This is a genomic window from Actinopolymorpha cephalotaxi, from assembly GCF_013408535.1.
GTDB lineage: Bacteria > Actinomycetota > Actinomycetes > Propionibacteriales > Actinopolymorphaceae > Actinopolymorpha > Actinopolymorpha cephalotaxi.
Window position 1 is genome coordinate 5872472 of record NZ_JACBZA010000001.1, and the last position, 19938, is coordinate 5892409.

General features: G+C 73.4%; 17 protein-coding genes. 10 read left to right on the forward strand and 7 right to left on the reverse strand.

Annotated features, from left to right (window positions below; all coding sequences use genetic code 11):
- Nucleotides 1-63: 63 nt before the first annotated feature.
- From FHR37_RS26155 to FHR37_RS26175, 5 genes are all read left to right on the forward strand, one after another.
- Entirely contained in the window at nt 64-762 is a 699-nt protein-coding gene (locus FHR37_RS26155) for a DUF3159 domain-containing protein (RefSeq protein WP_202818119.1), read from the forward strand.
- 289 nt (nt 763-1051) lie between these two features.
- On the forward strand, nt 1052-2020 hold the full coding sequence (locus FHR37_RS26160) for a PadR family transcriptional regulator (protein ID WP_092883836.1): 969 nt from the start codon (nt 1052-1054) through the stop codon (nt 2018-2020).
- A gap of 79 nt (nt 2021-2099) precedes the next feature.
- Nucleotides 2100-2612, forward strand: a complete 513-nt coding sequence (locus FHR37_RS26165; RefSeq protein WP_237768833.1) for a low molecular weight protein-tyrosine-phosphatase — start codon at nt 2100-2102, stop codon at nt 2610-2612.
- A gap of 61 nt (nt 2613-2673) precedes the next feature.
- Entirely contained in the window at nt 2674-3576 is a 903-nt protein-coding gene (locus FHR37_RS26170; RefSeq protein WP_092883838.1) for a fructosamine kinase family protein, read from the forward strand.
- Between the two features lie 153 nt (nt 3577-3729).
- Nucleotides 3730-4137 (forward strand): nitroreductase family deazaflavin-dependent oxidoreductase, encoded by a 408-nt coding sequence (locus FHR37_RS26175; RefSeq protein WP_092883839.1) that lies wholly within the window; start codon nt 3730-3732, stop codon nt 4135-4137.
- Here the strand turns inward: FHR37_RS26175 and FHR37_RS26180 are convergent.
- Genes FHR37_RS26180 through larB form a run of 4 tightly spaced genes read right to left on the reverse strand, consistent with a single transcriptional unit; the run spans nt 4106 to nt 9665 of the window.
- The gene (locus tag FHR37_RS26180) at nt 4106-6286 is read right to left on the reverse strand and encodes a hypothetical protein (RefSeq protein WP_139238980.1); all 2181 of its coding nucleotides are present in this window, start codon (nt 6284-6286) and stop codon (nt 4106-4108) included. The two genes, FHR37_RS26175 and FHR37_RS26180, sit on opposite strands and share 32 nt — an antisense overlap.
- A 46-nt stretch (nt 6287-6332) precedes the next feature.
- Nucleotides 6333-7574, reverse strand: coding sequence for a 3-phosphoshikimate 1-carboxyvinyltransferase (gene aroA, locus FHR37_RS26185; RefSeq protein WP_092883841.1), 1242 nt, complete (start codon nt 7572-7574; stop codon nt 6333-6335).
- A 22-nt stretch (nt 7575-7596) separates the two neighbouring features.
- Nucleotides 7597-8829 carry a nickel pincer cofactor biosynthesis protein LarC gene (larC, locus tag FHR37_RS26190; protein WP_092883842.1) on the reverse strand — a complete coding sequence of 411 codons (1233 nt, stop codon included), beginning with the start codon at nt 8827-8829 and terminating at the stop codon, nt 7597-7599.
- Nucleotides 8826-9665, reverse strand: coding sequence for a nickel pincer cofactor biosynthesis protein LarB (larB, locus tag FHR37_RS26195; protein ID WP_092883843.1), 840 nt, complete (start codon nt 9663-9665; stop codon nt 8826-8828). The genes larC and larB overlap by 4 nt, the downstream gene beginning before the upstream one ends.
- Before the next feature lie 137 nt (nt 9666-9802).
- Here larB and FHR37_RS26200 point away from each other — a divergent pair, with 137 nt between their 5' ends.
- The 5 genes from FHR37_RS26200 to FHR37_RS26220 all read left to right on the forward strand — a co-directional run bounded on the left by FHR37_RS26200 (nt 9803) and on the right by FHR37_RS26220 (nt 17208).
- Nucleotides 9803-10594, forward strand: a complete 792-nt coding sequence (locus FHR37_RS26200; RefSeq protein WP_175542543.1) for a hypothetical protein — start codon at nt 9803-9805, stop codon at nt 10592-10594.
- Between the two features lie 119 nt (nt 10595-10713).
- The gene (locus FHR37_RS26205) at nt 10714-11073 is read left to right on the forward strand and encodes a DUF1330 domain-containing protein (RefSeq protein WP_092883844.1); all 360 of its coding nucleotides are present in this window, start codon (nt 10714-10716) and stop codon (nt 11071-11073) included.
- A 156-nt stretch (nt 11074-11229) separates the two neighbouring features.
- Nucleotides 11230-12795 (forward strand): DNA polymerase Y family protein, encoded by a 1566-nt coding sequence (locus tag FHR37_RS26210; protein WP_092883845.1) that lies wholly within the window; start codon nt 11230-11232, stop codon nt 12793-12795.
- 33 nt (nt 12796-12828) lie between these two features.
- Nucleotides 12829-16440: an error-prone DNA polymerase gene (locus FHR37_RS26215; RefSeq protein WP_092883846.1), complete on the forward strand. Its 3612-nt coding sequence runs from the start codon at nt 12829-12831 to the stop codon at nt 16438-16440.
- Between the two features lie 78 nt (nt 16441-16518).
- Nucleotides 16519-17208 (forward strand): HAD family hydrolase, encoded by a 690-nt coding sequence (locus tag FHR37_RS26220; RefSeq protein WP_202818120.1) that lies wholly within the window; start codon nt 16519-16521, stop codon nt 17206-17208.
- On the opposite strand, the gene FHR37_RS26225 is transcribed toward FHR37_RS26220, so the two are convergent.
- The 3 genes from FHR37_RS26225 to FHR37_RS33320 all read right to left on the reverse strand — a co-directional run bounded on the left by FHR37_RS26225 (nt 17147) and on the right by FHR37_RS33320 (nt 19864).
- Complete coding sequence (locus FHR37_RS26225; RefSeq protein ID WP_092883847.1) at nt 17147-18271, reverse strand: XRE family transcriptional regulator; 1125 nt, start codon at nt 18269-18271, stop codon at nt 17147-17149. The genes FHR37_RS26220 and FHR37_RS26225 overlap by 62 nt on opposite strands.
- The gene (locus FHR37_RS26230; RefSeq protein ID WP_139238981.1) at nt 18249-18893 is read right to left on the reverse strand and encodes a hypothetical protein; all 645 of its coding nucleotides are present in this window, start codon (nt 18891-18893) and stop codon (nt 18249-18251) included. The genes FHR37_RS26225 and FHR37_RS26230 overlap by 23 nt, the downstream gene beginning before the upstream one ends.
- A 122-nt stretch (nt 18894-19015) precedes the next feature.
- Nucleotides 19016-19864: an aminoacyl-tRNA hydrolase gene (locus FHR37_RS33320; RefSeq protein WP_202818121.1), complete on the reverse strand. Its 849-nt coding sequence runs from the start codon at nt 19862-19864 to the stop codon at nt 19016-19018.
- Between the last annotated feature and the right edge of the window lie 74 nt (nt 19865-19938).

Consider the following 19938-nt stretch of genomic DNA (forward strand, 5'->3'; position numbering starts at 1 on the left):
GATCGGTGCGAACCGGGCCACCGGCGGGCTCCGTCGTTGCCGCGATCAGGCAGGCTTGGTGACGTGCGGGCAGACAAGGTCGGCGAGCGCGACTCACACCATTCCGACGACCATTCGGGCGACCATTCGGGCGAACGGGACTCGCTGGCCCAGGTGCTCGGCGGCTGGGACGCCTCCGTCGACGCCGCGCTGCCGCCGGTCGCGTTCGTGGCCGGCTGGCTGCTCACCGGCAACTCGGTGGGATGGGGCGTCGCGGCCGCGCTGGCCGTCGGGGTCCTGGTCGCGGCGTTCCGGTGGTCGCGAGGCGCCCGGCCGCGCGCCGTCCTGCTCGGGATGCTCGGGGTCGCGGTCGCCGCCGTGGTCGTCCTCCGCACCGGCCGGGCCGCCGACTTCTTCCTGGTCCAGCTCGCCACCAACGCCGCCAGCGGGCTGGCCTGGATCGTCAGCATCGTGGTTCGCCGGCCGCTGCTCGGCATCGTCGTGGGCGCCGCACTCCGGCAGCGCGGACGCTGGCGCCATGACGCCGACCTGCTCCGGGCGTACGGCCTGGCCTCCTGGGTCTGGGTCGGTCAGTACGCCGTACGGGTGAGCGTCTTCGGCGCGCTGTACGCCGCCGACGAGGTGCTGGCGCTCGCCGCCGCCCGGGCCGCGCTCACCTGGCCACTGGTCGCGGCGTGCGTCGCGGTGAGCGCGTGGGTGCTGCGGCGTTCGCTGCCGGCCGGACATCCCGGCTTCCGGCGACCGCGCGTCGAGGCTTCCTGACTCCGGCCCGAACCCCGCGCACCTCACTCGGCGTACCCCGTTCCCGGCGTACCCCACTCGGCGCACCCCACTCGGCGCACCCCACTCGGCGCACCCCACTCGGCGCACCCCACTCGGCGCACCCCACTCGGCGTACCCCACTCGGCGTACCTCGTTCTCGGCGCACCCCCGCACGAACTGACGGCCCGAATCTTTGTCCTCACGACTTGTCGCCGTCGTATCGGCGATATATCGTGAACCATCGGAACGACAGTTCGGCGACACGTCGCCACACCTGAGGAGAGATCACATGACTCGGCACACACCACCTTTCGAGAAGTTCGGCGCCGGCGAGTTCGCGCCCGAACGCCCGGAGCGGCCCGGGCGACCTGGACGGCCCGGAAAATCCGGACGGCCCGGGCCGTTCGGGCATGCACGGTTCGGCCCGTTCGGGTCCACCGGCTTCGAGCCGCCCGGCCCACACCAGGGCGACGAGTTCGCCGACGCCGGTGAGTACGACGTCCCCGGCGACCCGGAGGGACATTTCCGCGGCCACTTCTTCGGCGCGCACGCAGACGAGGGACGCGGCGGCGGCCGCGGCCGCGGCGGACGGGGACGTGGCGGCGGACGAGGACGCCCCGGCGGCTTCGGCCCGGGAGGGTTCGGTCCCGGCGGGTTCGGGGGCTTCGGGTTCGGCGGTCCCGGCGGGCCCGGCGGCCCTGGCGGCTGGGGACGCGGCGGCTGGGGTCCACCGTTCGGGCCCGGTCGCGGCCCGCGAGCGCGTCGCGGTGACGTCCGGTCCGGAATCCTCCATCTGCTCGCCGACACCGGCCGGCCGATGCACGGCTACGAGATGATCCGGGAGCTCGCCGAACGCAGCGGCGGCGCCTGGCGCCCCAGCGCGGGCTCGATCTACCCCACCCTGCAGTTGCTCGAGGACGAGGGCCTGGTCAGCTCCACCGAGGCGGCCGGCAAGCGGTCCTACGCCCTGACCGACGCCGGCCGCGAGCACGTCGCCACCCATGGGGGACAGGCGCCGTGGGAGGAGTTCGCCGACCCCGCCGACTCGCCGTGGCACGACCTGCGGAACGCCGGGATGGGCCTGGCCGCCGCCGCGATGCAGGGCGCCCAGGTCGCCGACGAGGACCAGCTCGCGAGGATCGTCGACACCCTGCACGAGGCCCGGTCGAAGATCTACCGGATCCTCGGCGAGGACCCGCCCCGCGGAGATGCGGACGCGACGGAGGAAGGCGACGGGGACGAGGACGAGGACAGCTGATCCTCCGCCGACCGATCCCACGACCGGCCCGGCCGACCCCGTACCCACGGGCGACCGGGCCGGTCGGCATCCTGGGACCGTGCAGCTTCCTCCGCCTCGCGACCCGTCCGCGTATCACCTGAGCCTGGTCTGCCTGGGCAACATCTGCCGGTCACCGATCGCGGCGGTGGTCGTACGCCGGCAACTCGTCGAAGCCGGGCTCGCCGCGGTCCGGGTGGACAGCGCCGGCCTCGGCGGCTGGCACGTCGGCGAGGAGATGGACCCGCGCTCGGCGCGCGTACTGGTCGCCTCGGGGTACGACCGGGACGAGGTGTCCGCCCACCGGGCCCAGCAGTTCGACCGCGGCTGGTTCGAAGGCCGCGACCTGGTGCTCGGCATGGACGACGCCAACCTCGATGGCCTGCGCCGGCTCGCCGGGCCGGCCGACCGGCACCGGGTGGGGCTGTTCGGCTGGTTCGGAACGAACGTGGGTGAGATCCCCGACCCCTACACCGCCGGCGGCGAGGCGTTCGACGAGGTGCTCGAACTGGTCGAGGAGGCGGCCGCCGGGCTGGTCGAGGAACTCGGCCCGCTCCTGCGGCCCACCGGCTGATCGTCACGATCCCGACTCGCCCGCCTACGCAAAGTAAGACAACAGGTCTTACTATCGGGCAATGGCTCGGCAGGCAAGCATCGCTCAGCACGTCGAGGAACTCCTCGGCACCTCGGTCGTCGCGACCAACCCCGTGGCCGGCGGCGACGTCTGTGTCGCCACCCGCGCCCGGCTCGGCGACGGCCGCAGCGTCTTCGTGAAGGCTCGGCCGGGCGCCCCCGACGACTTCTTCCCCACCGAGGCAGCCCATCTGGACTGGCTGGCCTCCGCCGGGGAGGACGCGGCAGCGATCCCGGCCGTGCTCGGCGTCGGCCAGGAGTGCCTCGTCCTGGAGTGGCTGGAGGCCGGCCGGCCCACGCCGGAGGCAGCCGAACAACTCGGCCAGGCGCTCGCCCGCACCCACCGCAGCGGCGCCGCGTCGTTCGGCGGACAGGCGGACGGCTACATCGGCGCGCTGCCGCAGCCGAACGAACCGGCCGGCACCTGGTCCGCGTTCTACGCCCGCAACCGCGTCGAGCCGTACCTCCGTACCGCGTTCAACCGGGGCCGGCTGCAGGCCGACGACGCGAACGCGATCTGCGCGGTTCTGGACCACCTCGACGACCACGCCGGTCCGCCCGAGCCGCCGGCCCGGATCCACGGCGACCTGTGGTCGGGCAACATCGTCTGGGCGCTGGACGGCGTGCCCCGGCTGGTCGACCCGGCCGCGCACGGCGGGCACCGGGAGACCGACCTGGCGATGCTGGCGTTGTTCGGTACGCCGCACCTGGACCGGCTGGTGGCCGCGTACGACGAGGTGTTCCCGCTGGCCGACGGCTGGCGCGACCGCGTTGCCCTGCACCAGCTCCATCCGCTGCTCACCCACGCGGCCGCGTTCGGTGGGGGGTACGGCGCCCGCGCCGGACAGGCCGCCCGGTCACTCACCGCGGCCCTCGCCACCCGGGGCGCGGAGACCGAGGCCTGACCGCCTCCCTGGTGAGCCGACCCAGTGACGCGTCCCAACGAGCGACACCTCGTCGTTGTGACCGGAACCAAGACGCGGGCCCACCTGTCGACTCTGGCTTGTTGAGCTCGGCTTGTTGACCTCGTCCGGGGTTGAGGTCGTACGGTCCAGGCCATGCCCGACCACGCCGACCACGCCGACCACGCCGACCACGCCGACCACGCCGAACTGGCCGACCGGTTGACCGTCGACCTCACCACCAGGGGACGCCGCAGCGGGCGGCCGCTGCGGGTGGAGATCTGGTGGTTCCACGTGGACGGAAGGTTCGTCATCACCGGGACGCCGGGGCCTCGGCACTGGTACGCCAACGTGCTCGCCGACCCGCACGTCATCGTGCACGTCGACGGCCTGGACCTGCCGGCGCTCGCCCGGCCGGTCACCGATCACCAGGCGCGACGCCGGGTGTTCACCGACCCGCGGACCGGGTGGTACCGCGAGCAGGCCGGCCTCGACGAGCTCGTCCGGACCTCGCCGATGATCGAGTTGGAGTTCACCGAGCCTGGCCCGCCCGGACCGCGCTGACTCCGGTGTCGGCCGGCGCTCGGAGCCGCGGCGACGGGCCACGCGACATGTCCGGTGAGGACCGGACGAGGGCGACGACGACGAGGGGTCCGCCGGTCATCAGGACGGCGGCGAGCACCGCCACCCCGGAGTCGTTCAGCGCGAAACCGAGCAGCCCGGTGAGCCAGACCGCACGCAGGGTCGGCCGCGCCGTGGGCCAGCGGAGGTAGGTGCCGGCGAGCGCCCGAGCGCCGGGCCCGCGCGGGCGCAGGAGGAACACGCCGACGCCGACGTACACGAGCAGCGTCAGCCAGCCGAGCGGGCCGCCGTAGGTCAGGCTGGCCAACGCGGCCTCGGCCTTGCGGGCGACCACCGGGCCGCCCTGCCCCTCGGCCACCCGCTGCACGAAGGTGCCGAGATGCGACCTGCTCTCCGGCGGCCGCAGCCAGTCCGCGACCGAGACCGCGCCCACCGCCGCGACGGTCGCGACCGCGACGAGGACCACCCGGCGTACGGTCAGCCGGATCCCGGCGACGTTCGCGGCGAGCACCAGCACCCCCGGCACCAGCGCGAGCACCCCGCCGAAGTCCGCACCCCAGCTCGGCCAGCCGTCCAGCACCACCGCGGCGAACCCGATCGCCAGCACGACGAACGCGGCGCGGCGGCGATGGTGGCGTTCCACCGAACGGGCGGCCAGGCCGCCGGCGGCGAGCAGGGCCGCGGTCGCGAAGATCGCGAACGCGACGTTGCCGAAGCCGAAGTACCGTCCGCCGACCAAGGGCAGGTCGCCGGGCGTCACGAGGTTGCCGCCCTGCAGGTGGGAGCCGGTCAACACGTCGGCGCCCAGCACGACGGCGGTGATCAGGGCGAGCGTGGTCGGCGCCGCCCAGGGCGGGTCGTACGGTGTGCGGCCGGCGAGCGTGGCCAGCACCGCGGTGAACGCGGCGACGGAGAGGACGAGCGACCACACCGGGACCGGCGAGGTGGCCCAGGGCACCAGCCCGGCGAGCACGGCCGCGATCGGGGCGGCGCCGCAGACCAGCCCGGCCGCCGACGCCAGCCGGCCCGTGCGCCGGCGCCACGCCGTGCGCCGGGTGCGGGCGGCGACCAGCAGCGCGAGCCCGTACGCCGCCAGTTGAGCGAGGACCAGCACGGTGAAGAACCAGAAGCCGTAGGTGCCGACCACGCGGTCGGTCGTGTCGAACGCCCGCAGCCGGTCCAGAGTGGCGACTCGGCCGGCCGGTCGGTCGCCGGTGGTGCGCCAGCGGCCGCCGTCGAAGGCCTCGTCGGTGTCGGTGCCGAGGAGTTCGGTGAGGGTCGGGGTCAGGTCGGTGAGCTGCACCAGCGCCTCGCGCCGGGTGCCGCCGCTGGTGAGCCAGCTCCCCTCGAACCCCGGCCCGGCAGCGGCGGCCAGCCGCAGCGACGTACCACCGCCCGAGGACTCGTCGGACAGCCCGGCGACCAGCACGGTCGCGCCCGGGCCGGCGGCCGCGACCACCTTCGCGACCAGCGCGTCCGCCGCCGCGACGGCGGCGGCACGTCCGGCGTCGCGGGGAAGAGCGCCCCCGTCGACGACGGTCAGCGGGCAGTCGCCGGTGGGTGCGGCCGTACGGTCGAACGCCGGAAGGTAACGCGCCACCGTGCCGCTCCGGTCGGCGAGGGCGACGGCGGCGCCCGGCCCGACGGCGGTGGTGCAGGTGCCCGCCCGGGCGAGGTGTTCGGCCAGCCGGCCGGGCTCGGCGCCGTAGCCGGTGCCCGCCTGTGCCGCGACCAGCCGCCGCCAGCCGGGCACGGCGTACGTGCCGGCACCGCCGGGGATCGGCGCCACCCGCGGCAGCGGACCGCAGGTCGCCGGCCCGGCCGCGCGTTCGCCGGCGGAGACGGTGAGCCAGCCGTCCAGCGGGCAGGTGTGGGTGCGCACCGAACGCGGGACGAGTACGCCGGGTGCGCCCCGGGCGACCAGCGCGGCCAGCGTGGGGGTGCGGGCGGGCGAGACGTCACCGGCGGTCAGCCCGCCGATCCCGACCAGCACCACCGGCCGCACGGGACCCGCGCGCTCACCCTGGCCGGCGTACGCCCGATCCGGCGCGCCGACCAGCGCCGTCGCGGCCACCGACAACGCGGCGAGCACCCACACGACGGCGGCAGCGAGAGACACCCGGCGCGACATCGCGACCAAGGCTAGGCGCAGGTGCCGACAGACTCCGCAGATCGGCTCAGGAGTCGTGAGACCACTCGCGGACCAGATCGGCGAGCACCTCGTGGAACTCCGGGAACGTCTTCTTCACACACCCCGGATCGTCCAGCGTCAGCCCCGGCGTCCGCAGGCCGGTGACGGAGAAGCTCATCGCGATCCGGTGGTCGCCGCGGCAGTCGATCTCGGCCGCCCGCGGCGTGCCCGGCCACACCTGGATCCAGTCGCGGCCGGTCTCCACCCGGACACCGAGCCGGGCCAGGTTGGTCGCGCAGGCGTCCAGCCGGTCGCACTCCTTGACCCGGGTGTTGTAGACGTCCTCGATCCGCACCGGCCCGTCGGCGAACGGCGCGATCGCGGCCAGCGTCGGCATCGTGTCGGAGATGTCGCGCATGTTGACCGTGACGCCGGACAGCCGCTCGGGTCCGGTGACGGTGACCGAGTCCGCGGCCAGCGTCACGTCCGCGCCCATCCGTCCCAGCACCTCGGCGAACCGGACGTCACCCTGCAGCGCGTCCGCGCCGAGCCCTGGAACGGTGACCGAACGGCCGGTCAGGGCGGCCGCAGCGAGGAAGTAGCTCGCCGTGGACGCGTCCGGCTCCACGAGGTAGTCACCGGCGCGGTAGCGGCCCGGCGGCACCGTGAACGTGTCGCCGGTGCGGGTCGCCTGCACCCCGAACCGCCGCATCATCGCCAGCGTCATCTCGACGTACGGCACCGACACCAGGTCGGTCACGGTGACCTCGAGGCCCTCGGTCATCAGCGGCGCCGCGAGCAGCAGCCCGGTCAGGAACTGCGACGACAGCCCGGCGTCCAGGGTGAGCGCGCCGCCCTTCAGCCCGGCGCCGCGGACGGTGACCGGGAGGTGCCCCTCGCGCTCCTCGGCGCGGACGTCGACTCCCAGCGCGGCGAGCGCGCCGACGAGCGGGCCGAGCGGGCGGCGGCGCAACTGCTCCGAACCGTCGAACGCGAACACGCCGTGCCCGAGGGCTCCCAGCGTGGGCAGGAAGCGTGCGGCCGTACCGGCGTCCCGGCAGAACACGTCCGCGCCGGGGGCGGGCGGGCCGGACGTGCTGCCCCGCACCGTGCACCGGTCCGGGCGTACGTCGACGGCGTATCCCAGCGCGGCCAGGCCGGCGGCGAACGCCTCGGTGTCGTCCGACCACAGCGGCCGGTGCAGCACCGACGTGCCGTCCGCGCAGGCCGCGAGGAACAACGCCCGGGCGGTGAGCGACTTCGACCCCGGGATCGCGACGTCCGTCACGCGTACTCCTTGGCTGGTGCGGTCAGAGGTGTTCCTGCGCGGCGGCGGTGGCCTGCGCCAGCACGGTCTTGACGGGGCGGCCGGTGAGTTCGGCCAGCGCGAGCACGTCGTCGTACTCCGGCTGGGCGTTGACCACCTTCCCGGCGTACGTCGCGACCTTCAGGCGCACCGTGCCACCGGGGAGTTCGAGGGTACGGAACTCGCGTTCCAGCGGCCGCTTGCGCACGGTGTGGCTGCGCACGCCGATCGCGGAGGTCTGGGTGAAGACCACCTCGCACACGGCGTCGTACCGGTCGGGGTCGACCAGCACGGCGAGGGTGTGTGCCGGGCGGCCCTTCTTCATCAGGATCGGCGTCAGCCAGGCGTCGGCCGCACCGGCGTCCAGCAGCCGCGCCAGCACCGCCGGCCACACCCGCGGGTCCAGGTCGTCGACGTTGGACTCCACCACGAGCTGGGTCGACTCGCCGGGGCCGGTCGTGCTGCCACCCGACCCGCCGGCGGCGGTCCACACCTCGGGGGCGGGCTCGCCGACCAGGAGCCGGACGGCGTTCGCCCGGCCGGGCGTCTCCCGGGTGCCGGCGCCGAAGCCCTGCGCGGCCACCCGCATCGGCGGCTGCGGTCCGTACGTCTCGGCGTGGGTGACCAGCAGCGCCGCGCCGGTCGGGGTGCACAGTTCGCCGACGGGAGTGCCGTCGATCTCCCCGGCGTACGACGGTGCGTCCGCCGCGGCCAGCAACTCCACCACGGCGGGTACGGGCACCGGCAGCCGGCCGTGCGCGGCCCGGACGAACCCGGACCCGACCGCGACCGGTGACACGACCAGCCGGTCCAGGCCCAGGTGAGCCAGGCCCGCGCAGACCCCCACCACGTCGGCGATCGCGTCCAGCGCGCCCACCTCGTGGAAGTGGATCGCCTCCGGTGTCGTGTCGTGCACCCGCGCCTCGGCGTGCGCGAGCCGCTCGAACGTCGCGTGCGCGGACCGGCGTACCGGCTCGGGCAGGTCGGCGGCGTCCAGCAGCGTACGAACATCGGCCCAGGTCCGGTGATGGGTGGAGTCGGTGCCCTCGACATGGACCAGCGTCGCGGCCAGGCCGTTGCGGACGACCTTCTCCGGGCGGAGCCGGATCGTCTCCGGCGCGACCGCGTCGACGGCGGCGGTGAGGACGTCGAGGGGTACGCCCGCGGCGACCAGCGCGCCGAGCAGCATGTCGCCGCTGGCGCCGGACGCGCAGTCCAGCCAGCCGATCCGGCTCACCGGGCGGCCCCGTTCGTTGTCGCCTCGCCGTTCGGAGCCTCGCCGTTCGGAGCCTCACCGTTCGGTGTTTCCGAGGGAGTGCGGCCGGCGTGCGCCCGCCGGGCCACCCGGGCCGCGAACACGCCCGCGCCGAAGCCGTTGTCGATGTTGCAGACCACCACCCCGGGCGCGCAGGAGTTGAGCATCCCGAGCAGCGCCGCGAGGCCGCCGAACGACGCGCCGTACCCCACGCTCGTCGGCACCGCCACCAACGGCACCCCGGTCAGCCCGCCGACGACGGACGGCAGCGCGCCCTCCATCCCGGCGACGACGATCAGGCAGTCGGCGTCGTCGAACTCCTCCTTCGCGGCGAGCAACCGGTGCACTCCCGCGACCCCGACGTCGGTGATGGTGCGGACGCCCGCGCCGTACGCCTCGACGGTGTGCACCGCCTCGCGGGCCACCCGTGCGTCGGACGTGCCGGCGGCGACGACGCACACCAGGCCCACCGGCGTGGGCGGTGGGCCGAGGGTCGCCGTGCCGGCCACCTCGTCCAGCCGGGCCTCGGGGAACGCGGCGCGCACCCGGTCCAGCGCCGTGGCGTCCAGCCGGGTGGCGAGCGCGGCCCGGTCCGGGTGCGCGGTGTGCAGGTGGCGCAGCAGGTCGACCACCTGGTCGGGGGTCTTCCCGGCGCCGTAGACGACCTCCGGGTCGCCGGTACGGGTGAGCCGGTCGGTGTCCAGCCGGGCGTAGCCGAGGTCGACGTAGCCGGGGTCGGCCTCGGTGAGCGGGGTGGCCTCGGTGGCGTGATCGGGGCGGGGGGTCCGGCCGGCGGCGTCGGGGGCGGGCGAAGTCATGGACCCGACCCTAAGTCCGAGCGTGGCGGACCCGGCCGGGAGCCTGCCGTCCACACCCCGCCGAGATCGGAGGAACCTCCCCTGCCCCTCCCCGCGGCGAGGTTGACATCCTCGAACACGCGTTCGATGATGCTGAGGTGGTCGGGACTTCACAGGCATCCGCTCTGGACGCGAGCCGGGCGCCGAGGCGGTCCGCGGCCGACCGGGCAGCCGTGCTCGCCGAGCTTCGGGCCGAGCTTGCCGCCCGGCCGACGACCGCGGGGGTGGCCGGGCGCGCGGTTCCCACCGTGCCCGCCCTGCCGGCGTTCGCCGAGCTGCTGCCCGACGGCGGGCTGCGGCGCGGCGCGAGCTACACCGTGGCGGGGTCCACCGCGCTCACCCTGGCCCTGATCGCCGGCGCCTCCAGGGCGGGGTCGTGGTGCGGCCTGGTCGGGTTCTCCCGGTTCGGCGCCGAGGCGGCCATCGGGATGGGCGTCGACCTGGGCCGCCTCGTCCTCGTGCCCGCCCCCGGCCGGAAGTGGCCGGCCGTGGTCGCGGCGCTGATCGACGTCCTCGACGTGGTGGTCGTCCACCCGCCCGCCTCGGCGCCCGACGGGGAGACCCGCCGACTGGCCGCCCGGGTCCGCGAGCGCGGCGCCGTACTCGTCGTCCAGGACTCCGACTGGCCGGGCAGCGAGCTGGGACTGTCGATCACCTCGAGCACCTGGCACGGTCTCGGCGCCGGCCACGGGCACCTGTCGGCACGCGAGGTCACCATCCAGGCGACCGGACGCGGAACGGCCGGCCGGCGCCGTACCTCCCGGCTGTGGTTGCCCGACCACGCCGGCGCCGTGGCGGTGGCGACCGAGCCCGCCACCGCCACGGCCGACCAGCCCGGTGACCAGTCCGGCGAGGTGATCTCCCTCACCGGGCGGCGGTTGTCGGCGTGACGCCGTGCCGACCCGAGCCGATCCGGCCGACCCTGAAACTCGCGGGCGACCTTGTCGGCGGGCGCTGGCATGATCACGGATGACTCGACAGCGCCACCGAGACATTCACGGGAGAACGCATGACGACGTACGCCATCGCCAACCTGCGGGTCGCGGGATACCACCCGGACATCGCGGAGTACATCGAACGGATCCAGGGCACTCTCGACCCGTTCAACGGCCGGTTCCTGGTGCACGCGACCCAGCACGAGGTGATCGAGGGCTCGTGGACCGGCGGCGTGGTCATGATCGAGTTTCCGAGCCTCGCGGACGCGCACGGGTGGTACGACTCCCCGGCATACCGGGAGATCCTCCACCTGCGCACCGACCACATTCCCGGTGACGTGATCTTCGTCGAGGGCGTCCCGGAGGGGTACGAGCCCGCGAGGACCGCGGCCGCGATGCGGGCGGCGAACGAAGGCGCGACCGGGCAGGAGTAGGAGCCCGAGCCTTCGGGAGATCCCGCTCTTCGAGCCACCTCGATCCGGTTGACACGGATCGAACGCGTGTTCGATAATAAGGCCCATGGTTCCGGTCCGGTCGGGCGCTCCGCGCGGCCTCACTCCCCACCCGGGGCAGCTGGGGGTGGTGGGGGGATGAGTGCCGTACGCACCCTCGTGGTGTGGTGCCCCGACTGGCCGGTGACCGCGGCCGGACGCGACGCCGGGTGTCCACCCGACGCCGCGCTGGCCGTGCTCGACCGGGGCCGGGTCCTCGCGTGCTCCCAGGCTGCTCGCCGTCAGGGCGTACGCCGGGGCCTGCGGATCCGCGAGGCCCAGTCCCGGTGCCCCGAGCTGACCGTGCTGGCGTACGACCCGGCGGTGGACGCCCGGGCGTTCGAGCCGGTGGTGGCCGCGGTGGAGGCGCTCGCTCCCGGCGTGGAGATCATCCGCCCGGGCATGTGCGCGCTCGCCGCCCGCGGCCCGAGCCGCTACTTCGGCGGCGAGCAGGCGTTCGCCCAGGCGTTGCGCGAGCACCTGCGACAGGCCGGTTTCCAGTGCGTGATCGGCATCGCCGACGGACCGTTCGCGGCCGAGCAGGCGGCCCGGCTCGCCGAGCGGGCCGGAGACCCGGAGCTGACGTTCCCGCCGGGTGAGTCCGCCCGCTGTCTGGCGTCCCTGCCGATCAGCACCCTCGACCGCCCCGACCTGGTCGACCTGCTGCACCGGCTGGGCATCCGCACGCTCGGCGAGTTCGCCGCGCTGCCGGCCCGGAGCGTGCTCGGGCGGTTCGGCTCCGACGGCGTGGCCGCGCACCGGCTGGCCGGTGGCCGCGACTCCCGCAGTCTCGCCACCCGCAGGCCGCCGCCCGAGCTGGCCACCGAGGTGGCGTTCGAGCCGCCCGTCGACCGGGTCGACCACGTGGCGTTCGCGATCCGCGGCGCCGCCGACCAGCTGGTCGCGGGCCTCGCCGAACGCGACCTGGTGTGCACCTGTCTGCGGGTGGAGACCGAGAGCGAACGCGACGAACCCGCCGGCCGGCAGTGGCGGCACCCCCGCTGGTTCAGCGCGACCGACGTGGTCGACCGGGTCCGCTGGCAACTCCAGGGCACCCGCACCGACTCCGGTGGACCCGCCCAGGAGCTGACCTCCGGAGTGGTCCGGATCCGGCTGGTGCCCGACGAGGTGGCCGCCACCGGCGCCTACCAGGACGGCCTGTGGGGCGACCAGGCGCCCGACGAACGCATCCACCGGACCTTCACCCGGGTGCAGAGCATGCTCGGCCACGACGCGGTGGTGACGGCCGTCCTGTCCGGAGGCCGGGCCGCCACCGAACGCGTGACCTGGGTGGCGTGGGGCGACGAGCCCACGCCCGCCCGGCCCACAGTGCCACCGTGGACGGGGCACTTACCGCCTCCGGCCCCGTCCACGGTGTTCCCCTCCCCCGAGCCGGTCGACGTGCTCGACCCCGCCGGCCGGGGCGTCGCCGTCGGCGAACGCGGAGAGATGTCGGGCGAGTGCCGGACGCTCGCGCGGCCCGGCGGTTCGGTGACCGCGCTGCCCATCGTCGGCTGGGCCGGGCCCTGGCCGGTCGACGAGCGCTGGTGGGATCCCGAGGCGGCCCGGCGCTACGCCCGGTTCCAGGTGGCGTGCGCCGACGGGAGCGCGTTCGTGCTGCTGCACGAGGCCGGCCGGTGGTGGATCGAGGCCAGCTATGACTGAGCTGCCCGGCGAGCTACCCGGAGGGGGCTCCTGATGGGGTGGAAGAACCCCCGGATGCCATGGTCTGAGCTGGAACGCAAGCTGTCCGGACGCCGCCCGGGCGGCCCACCGGCCGAGGTGGACGGCGGCGACAGCCCGGCCTGGACCTCCGTCCGCCCGCCCTACGACCCGCCTCCCGACGAACGCCCGAAGCGGCCCGAAGGCCCGGTCGTCCCGTACGCCGAGCTGCACTGCCACTCCAACTTCAGCTTCCTCGACGGCGCCAGCCACCCGGAGGAGCTGGTCGAGGAGGCGGTGCGGCTCGGCCTGCAGGCGCTCGCGCTCACCGACCACGACGGCCTGTACGGCGTGGTCCGGATGGCCGAGGCGGCGGAGGCGGCCGACTACCGGCTGGGGACGATCTTCGGGGCGGAGCTGTCCCTCGACCTCACCGAGCCGCAGAACGGCGCCGCCGACCCCGAGGGCAGCCACCTCCTCGTCCTCGCCCGCGGCGAGGAGGGCTACCACCGGCTGGCCGGCGCGCTCACCGAGGCGCAGCTTCGCGGCGGGGAGAAGGGCCGGCCCGTCTACGACCTGGACGACCTCGCCGCCCGCGCCGGCGACCACTGGCTGGTCCTCACCGGCTGCCGCAAGGGCACCGTGCGGCAGGCGCTCGACCGCGGCGGCACGTCCGAGGCGGGCCGCGAGCTCGACCGGCTGGTCGGGCTGTTCGGCCGCGACCAGGTGGCGGTCGAGCTGATCGACCACGGCTACCCCCTCGACTCCGACCGCAACGACGCGTTGACAGAGCTCGCCCGGTCCCGCCGGCTTCCGGTGGTCGCCACCAACAACGTCCACTTCGCCACGCCCGAACGCCGGCCGCTGGCCACCGCGCTGGCCGCCGTACGCTCCCGGCGCAGCCTGGACGAGATCGACGGCTGGCTGCCCGCGGCCGGCAGCGCCCACCTGCGCACGGGTGCGGAGATGGCCGCGCGGTTCGCGCGCTATCCCGGTGCCGTCGCCCGCACCGTGGAGTACGCCCGGACGCTGGCGTTCCCGCTGCGCCGGGCCAAGCCGCGGCTGCCCCGCCAGGACGTGCCTGAAGGGCACACGCCGATGAGCTGGCTGCGGGAGCTGGTCCGTCAGGGGGCCGAACGCGCCTACGGCACCTACACCGGACGGTTCGCCGAGGAGACGCGGCGCCGGCTGGACAAGGAGCTGCGGGTCATCGAGGAGAAGGACTTCCCCGGCTACTTCCTCATCGTGCACGACATCGTGGAGTTCGCCCGGAGCAGGCGAATCCTCTGCCAGGGAAGGGGATCCGCGGCCAACTCCGCGGTCTGTTACGTCCTCGGCATCACCTCGGTGGACGCCATCTTCTACGACCTTCCGTTCGAGCGCTTCCTGTCCGCGACCCGGGAGGAGGAGCCCGACATCGACGTCGACTTCGACTCCGACCGGCGCGAGGAGGTCATCCAGTACGTCTACGAGAAGTACGGCCGCCGCAACGCCGCCCAGGTCGCCAACGTCATCACCTACCGGCCCAAGATGGCGATCCGCGACATGGCGAAGGCCCTCGGGCACAGCACCGGACAGCAGGACGCCTGGTCCAAGCAGGTCGACTCGTGGGGCACCACCGCCACCGTCGACAGCGACATCCCCACCCCGGTGGTGTCGATGGCCGAGCAGCTGCTGACGTTCCCGCGCCACCTCGGCATCCACTCCGGCGGCATGGTGCTCACCGACCGGCCGGTGGGCGAGGTCTGCCCGATCGAGCACGGCCGGATGGACGGCCGCACCGTGCTGCAGTGGGACAAGGACGACTGCGCGTGGATGGGCCTGGTGAAGTTCGACCTGCTCGGCCTCGGCATGCTCGCCGTCCTGCACTACACGATGGAGGGTGTTCGCGAACACCTCGGCGAGGACTGGGCCCTCGCCACCATTCCCAAGGAGGAGCCGGGCGTCTACGACATGCTCTGCCGGGCCGACTCGGTAGGGGTGTTCCAGGTGGAGAGCCGGGCGCAGATGGCGACGCTGCCCAGGCTTCGGCCGCGCCGCTTCTACGACCTGGTGATCGAGATCGCCCTGATCCGCCCGGGCCCGATCCAGGGCGGCGCCGTCCACCCGTACATCCGGCGCAAGCTCGGCCAGGAGCCGCCGACGCCACCGCATCCCACGCTCGCCCCCGCGCTCGAACGCACCCTCGGCGTCCCGCTGTTCCAGGAACAGCTGATGCAGATCGCGATGGAGGTCGGCGGCTGCACCGGCGACGACGCCGACCTGCTGCGCCGGGCGATGGGCTCCAAGCGCGGGCTGGAGAAGATCTCCTCACTACGCCAGAAGTTGTACGCCGGGATGGCCGCGCGCGGGATCACCGGCGACACCGCCGACATGATCTACGAGAAGATCGAGGCGTTCGCCAACTTCGGGTTCGCCGAGAGCCACTCGATCAGCTTCGCGTTGCTGGTCTACGCGTCCTCGTGGTTCAAGCTGCACTACCCCGCGATGTTCCTGGCCGCGTTGCTGCGGGCCCAGCCGATGGGGTTCTACTCCCCGCAGAGCCTGGTGGCCGACGCGCGCCGGCACGGGGTGGAGGTACGCGGCGCCGACCTGCACCTGTCCGGGGTGCACGCCGACCTGGAACTCCTCGACCCGAACCTGTCCGCCGAGTCGCCGGGCGCGGGACCAGGTGCGGGGCCGGGTGCGGGGCCGACCGGGGATCCCGCGTGCGTGGACACCTTCCACCCGCCGGTCGGGGAGTTCGATCCGGACGCGCCCTTCGACGACGCCCGGCACCGGCGCGACGGGAGGCATGCCGTCCGCCTCGGGCTGGCCGGCATCCGCTCGATCGGCGCCGATCTCGCCGAGCGGATCGTCGCCGAGCGCACCGCGCACGGGCCGTTCGCCGACCAGGCCGACCTGGTACGCCGGGTCGGGCTGACCTCGGTGCAGATGGAGGCGATGGCGACGGCGGGTGCGTTCGGCTGTTTCCGGATGTCCCGGCGGGAGGCGCTGTGGGTCGCCGGCAGCGCCGCCCAGGAACGCCCCGACCAGCTGCCGTCCAGTGGCACGTACGCCAGGCAGGACAGCGGTTCGGCGTCCGGGCCCGGCGGCCGTTCGGCCGGAAAGCCCAGGCAGGGCAGGGTTTCCGAGCCCGCGCGTGGCGGGGTCCCCCGGCCCGCAGGCGGTGTCCCCGAGCCCGCACGGCCGGCACGGGAGGAGCGGCACGAACAGGTTCCGCTGCTGCCCGACCTGAACCCCGCAGAACGCGTGATGGCCGACCTGTGGGCCACCGGCATCTCCCCCGACGACTACCCCACCCGGCACGTACGCGACAAGCTCGACGAACTCGGCGTGATCCCGGCCGCCCGGCTGCGCACCACCGAACACGGCCGCCGCGTGCTGGTCGGCGGCGTCGTCATCCACCGCCAGCGGCCGGCGACCGCGGGCGGGGTCACGTTCCTCAACCTCGAGGACGAGACCGGCATGGTCAACGTCATCTGCCCGCAGGCGGTGTGGAACCGCCACCGCCGGGTCGCCCGCGACTCCCCCGCCCTGCTGATCCGCGGCCGGCTCGAACGCGTGGAGGGCGTGACCAACGTGGTGGCGGAGAAGTTCAGCCGGCTGCCGCTCACCATCGCCACCATGTCCCGCGACTTCCGCTGACCTCCCCCGCCGTCCGCTGACCTCCCCCGCCGTCCGCTGGCGTGCTTCGAAACCCGCCCTCGTGGGATCATCGCGGCCGTGCACCAGTCGACCTTGGACCTGACCTTCGACGCGCTCCTGTGCGACCTGGACGGCGTACTCCGGATCTGGGACGCCGAGCTCACCGACGCCGAAGCCGCCAACGGCCTGCCCGCCGGCGCGCTGGCGGCGGCCGCGTTCGCTCCCGACCGGCTGCTCCCCGCGATCACCGGCCAGGTCAGCGACGAACAGTGGCGAGCGGCCGTGGTCGGCGACCTCGCCGAACGCCTCGGGTCGCGCACCCGCGCCCAGGCGGCGGTCGACGGGTGGTCCGCGCACGTCGGCAGAGTCGACCAGGAGGTGCTCGACCTGCTCGTCGCGGTGCGTACGCACGTGCCCGTCGTCCTGGTGTCCAACGCGACCACCCGGCTGGAACGCGACCTCGACGCGCTCGGGATCGCCCCGCACCTGGACGCGGTGGTCAACACCTCCCGGATCGGGGTGGTGAAACCCGACCCGCGGGTGTTCCAGTACGCCGCCACGGTCGTCGGCGAGGACCCTGCCCGCTGCCTGTTCGTCGACGACCAGCCCGGCAACGTCGAGGCGGCCCAGGCACTCGGCATGCAGGGACTCACCTACACCGGCCCGGACAGCCTGCGCGCGGCGCTCGGCCACGCGGCCCACGTGCTCAGCGATGACGCAGCTGGTGAACCTGACCTGACGGGGGCGGCACCGCCGCCGCGTGGGTAGGTTCCGGTGCCAGTGCACGCAGGACGAACGGTGGAAGTCCCAGTCTTTCTGCTGCCATCGAGGAGCGGTACGGAGATGGCCCAAACCGGTTGACCAGCATCCGCCACAACAGGACCGGTTCCTCCGCGACAACCTCGACGGGCTCGGAATGCCGCCACCCGCGTACACGAAGCTCCTCGCACAAGGAAGCCGCGCGGTCCGCGCCGATCAACCCCAGCTCCGCCGCTCGGACGATCAGCGCCTGAATGGACAGACCCCACTCCGCCTTTGCTCGCGCGAAGTCGATCAGCGTTGCATCGGGGCCGAAGATCTCCGCGGCACGATGAGCGGGTATCAGAAATGCCGATGCGAACCTGTTCGCCTCCCACTCGGCGTCGACGCTGTGCCGTCGTGAGTGCAACACCAGGTGGCCGAGTTCGTGCGCCAGCGTGAACCTGTCCCTGTCCGGCCTGGCGCCGGGAAAGAAGCCAACGAGCGCCGGGCCGTCGAAGCCGGACCAGAAAGACACACCGAAGTGACCGGGCGCAAGGCACTGCGCGTCAGTCGATCCGGGCAGGATCAACGGCGCCACGGCGACGCCGTGACGTTCGAGCGCCCGCATCACGTACGGCACGTGCCCGTCAGGCCCCAGCCCCAACGCGGCGCGCACATGCTCCGCGACACTCTCGATCCGGTCTCCGGAAAGGCGATCTGCGGACGTGGCTTCAACCGGCAGGCGAGGTAGTGAATAACGCGTTTCCTCGAAGAGGACCTCAGTGACTCTCAGCGCTTCTGCGAACAACTGACGAATCCGGTCACGCATCCTCGCCGACAGATCTCCGTCCTCCGGGAGCCGAAGGGAATCACGCGGCACCTCTGCGGAACGTACGGCAAAGAACGACAACGGAAGTTGAGTGACCCGGGCTACCGCTTCGGCACTGTCAACCGTGAGTGGACACTGCCCGCGTTCGATCGCAGTGACCACGGAGTGATCGAGTCTCGCTGCCACCGACAGCTCGGAGTTGTCAAGGCCGAGGAGAAGCCTTGCCGACCGGAGCCTCTCAGCGAAGAAGGTCATCCCCATGATCCGTCTCCTCTTGGAGCTCCTCTTCTGGCAGGGTGATCGACCCGGCGTCCGGATCTTCCCTGGGTACGAAGACTAGTCCCCTGAACTCGTCCACATCCGGAAGGAGCGGCATGCTCAGGTCGATCCGGGGCTTTGTGCCGTGCGGCCACGGCTCCAGCGTGTGCACCAGCCGAAGAAGCACCTCTTCGGTTCGGAGATGCCGGCGCCACAGCACCAGGAAATCATGGCGCTCCACCAGAGCATCGGCTTCCATGCGGAACAGGTGCTGATTGGTATAGAAGGCTTGGCGCGCACCGTTGGGTCCAGCACTGGGGACGTCTTTCTCGCTGGTGGAATGCAGAACCCGAGCAGTCCACCGGTCGTCGGACAGCCAGAACGCGCCATTCTGGCCGTGGTAACCCACCAGTCGCCACCTGCCGTGCTCGGGTTCGTGCGCGAAAGCCTCGTGCGCGATCGCTCTGGCGAGGTGAGAGTGCAGGTAGGCATATTGGGCGCCCAGAAGCCGCAGCCGTCCGAGAGTTCGCGACGCTTCGCGGACTCCGGCCACCACACTTCGATGAAGCGGCTCGACCACAGGTGCGAACTGTTCCACTACCCGATCCGGGTCGAGAGTTTCCATGGACGGGGACAGTATCACCCATTTTAACCCGCTGTGTCCGTTTCGGTACTCCAAGTCGCCGTCAAGACATCCAACTGTCCAAGCGACGGCGTATGACGTCGCCGTCTTCTGGTGTAGTTCGGTCAGGAAACTGGGTCGGGCCGGTCGAAGGTGGCGGCGCAGGTGCAGGTGCCCGGCTCGACCTCGGTGTAACCGGCGTCGCGGACCGTCGCTGCGGCCACCTCGCCGTCGACGATGCGGCGCCAGCGCGCCGGGGTCGCCGTCACGACCCGCAGTGGGAAGTCCGCGGCAGCCCAGGCGGAGACGGTCTGCTCGTCGAGTTCGAGGAGCGCGAGGTGCGCGGCGTGCCCGACCTGGGCGCAGGCCTTTCCGGTCGACATCCGTACGCCCGGCGCGAGCACGATCGACAGCATCGGCCCACCGGCCTGCTCGCCACCCTGCTCGGCCTCACCGGCCTCGGCGTCCTCGGCGTCCTCGGCGGGCGCCAGGTCCAGCCCCTCCACCTGCAGCTTCGACACCTCCACCGGCGGCCGGGCCACCGGGTGCGGGGTCAGCGCGCGCACCTCCGCGCCGCCGGACCGCGCGGTGACCCCTGCCATCCGGTCCACCTCGACCCATCGAATTCCCCGTGCCCGGCGTACGACCTTGCGGATCCGGCCGTCCATCCAGCGTTCGAGGTCGGCGTGCCACGGCCCGCCCGGCGCGCTGTCGCGGTCGGCCAGCAGCCGTACGACGGCCAGCGCCGACGCCGCAAGCGCGTCCTCATGGGTCGGCAGGCTCTTCTTCTCCACCCGGACCACCAGCGGCAGCGCCCACGGCTCGTCGTCGTCGCGCTCCGCCTGACCGATCCACGCGAGGTTGCGCCAGTGCGTACGCCACCAGCGCACCGCCGCCATCGGATCGGGAGCCTCGTCAACCTCGCCTTGCGCGGGCAGGCCGGACTCCTCGCCGGGAAGGTCGGGTTCGGTCACCGGGCCAGTATCCGTGCGACGGCGAAGCGCACGGTCGGGTGGGTACGTTGGGACGCCGAACCACACCAGCCGAC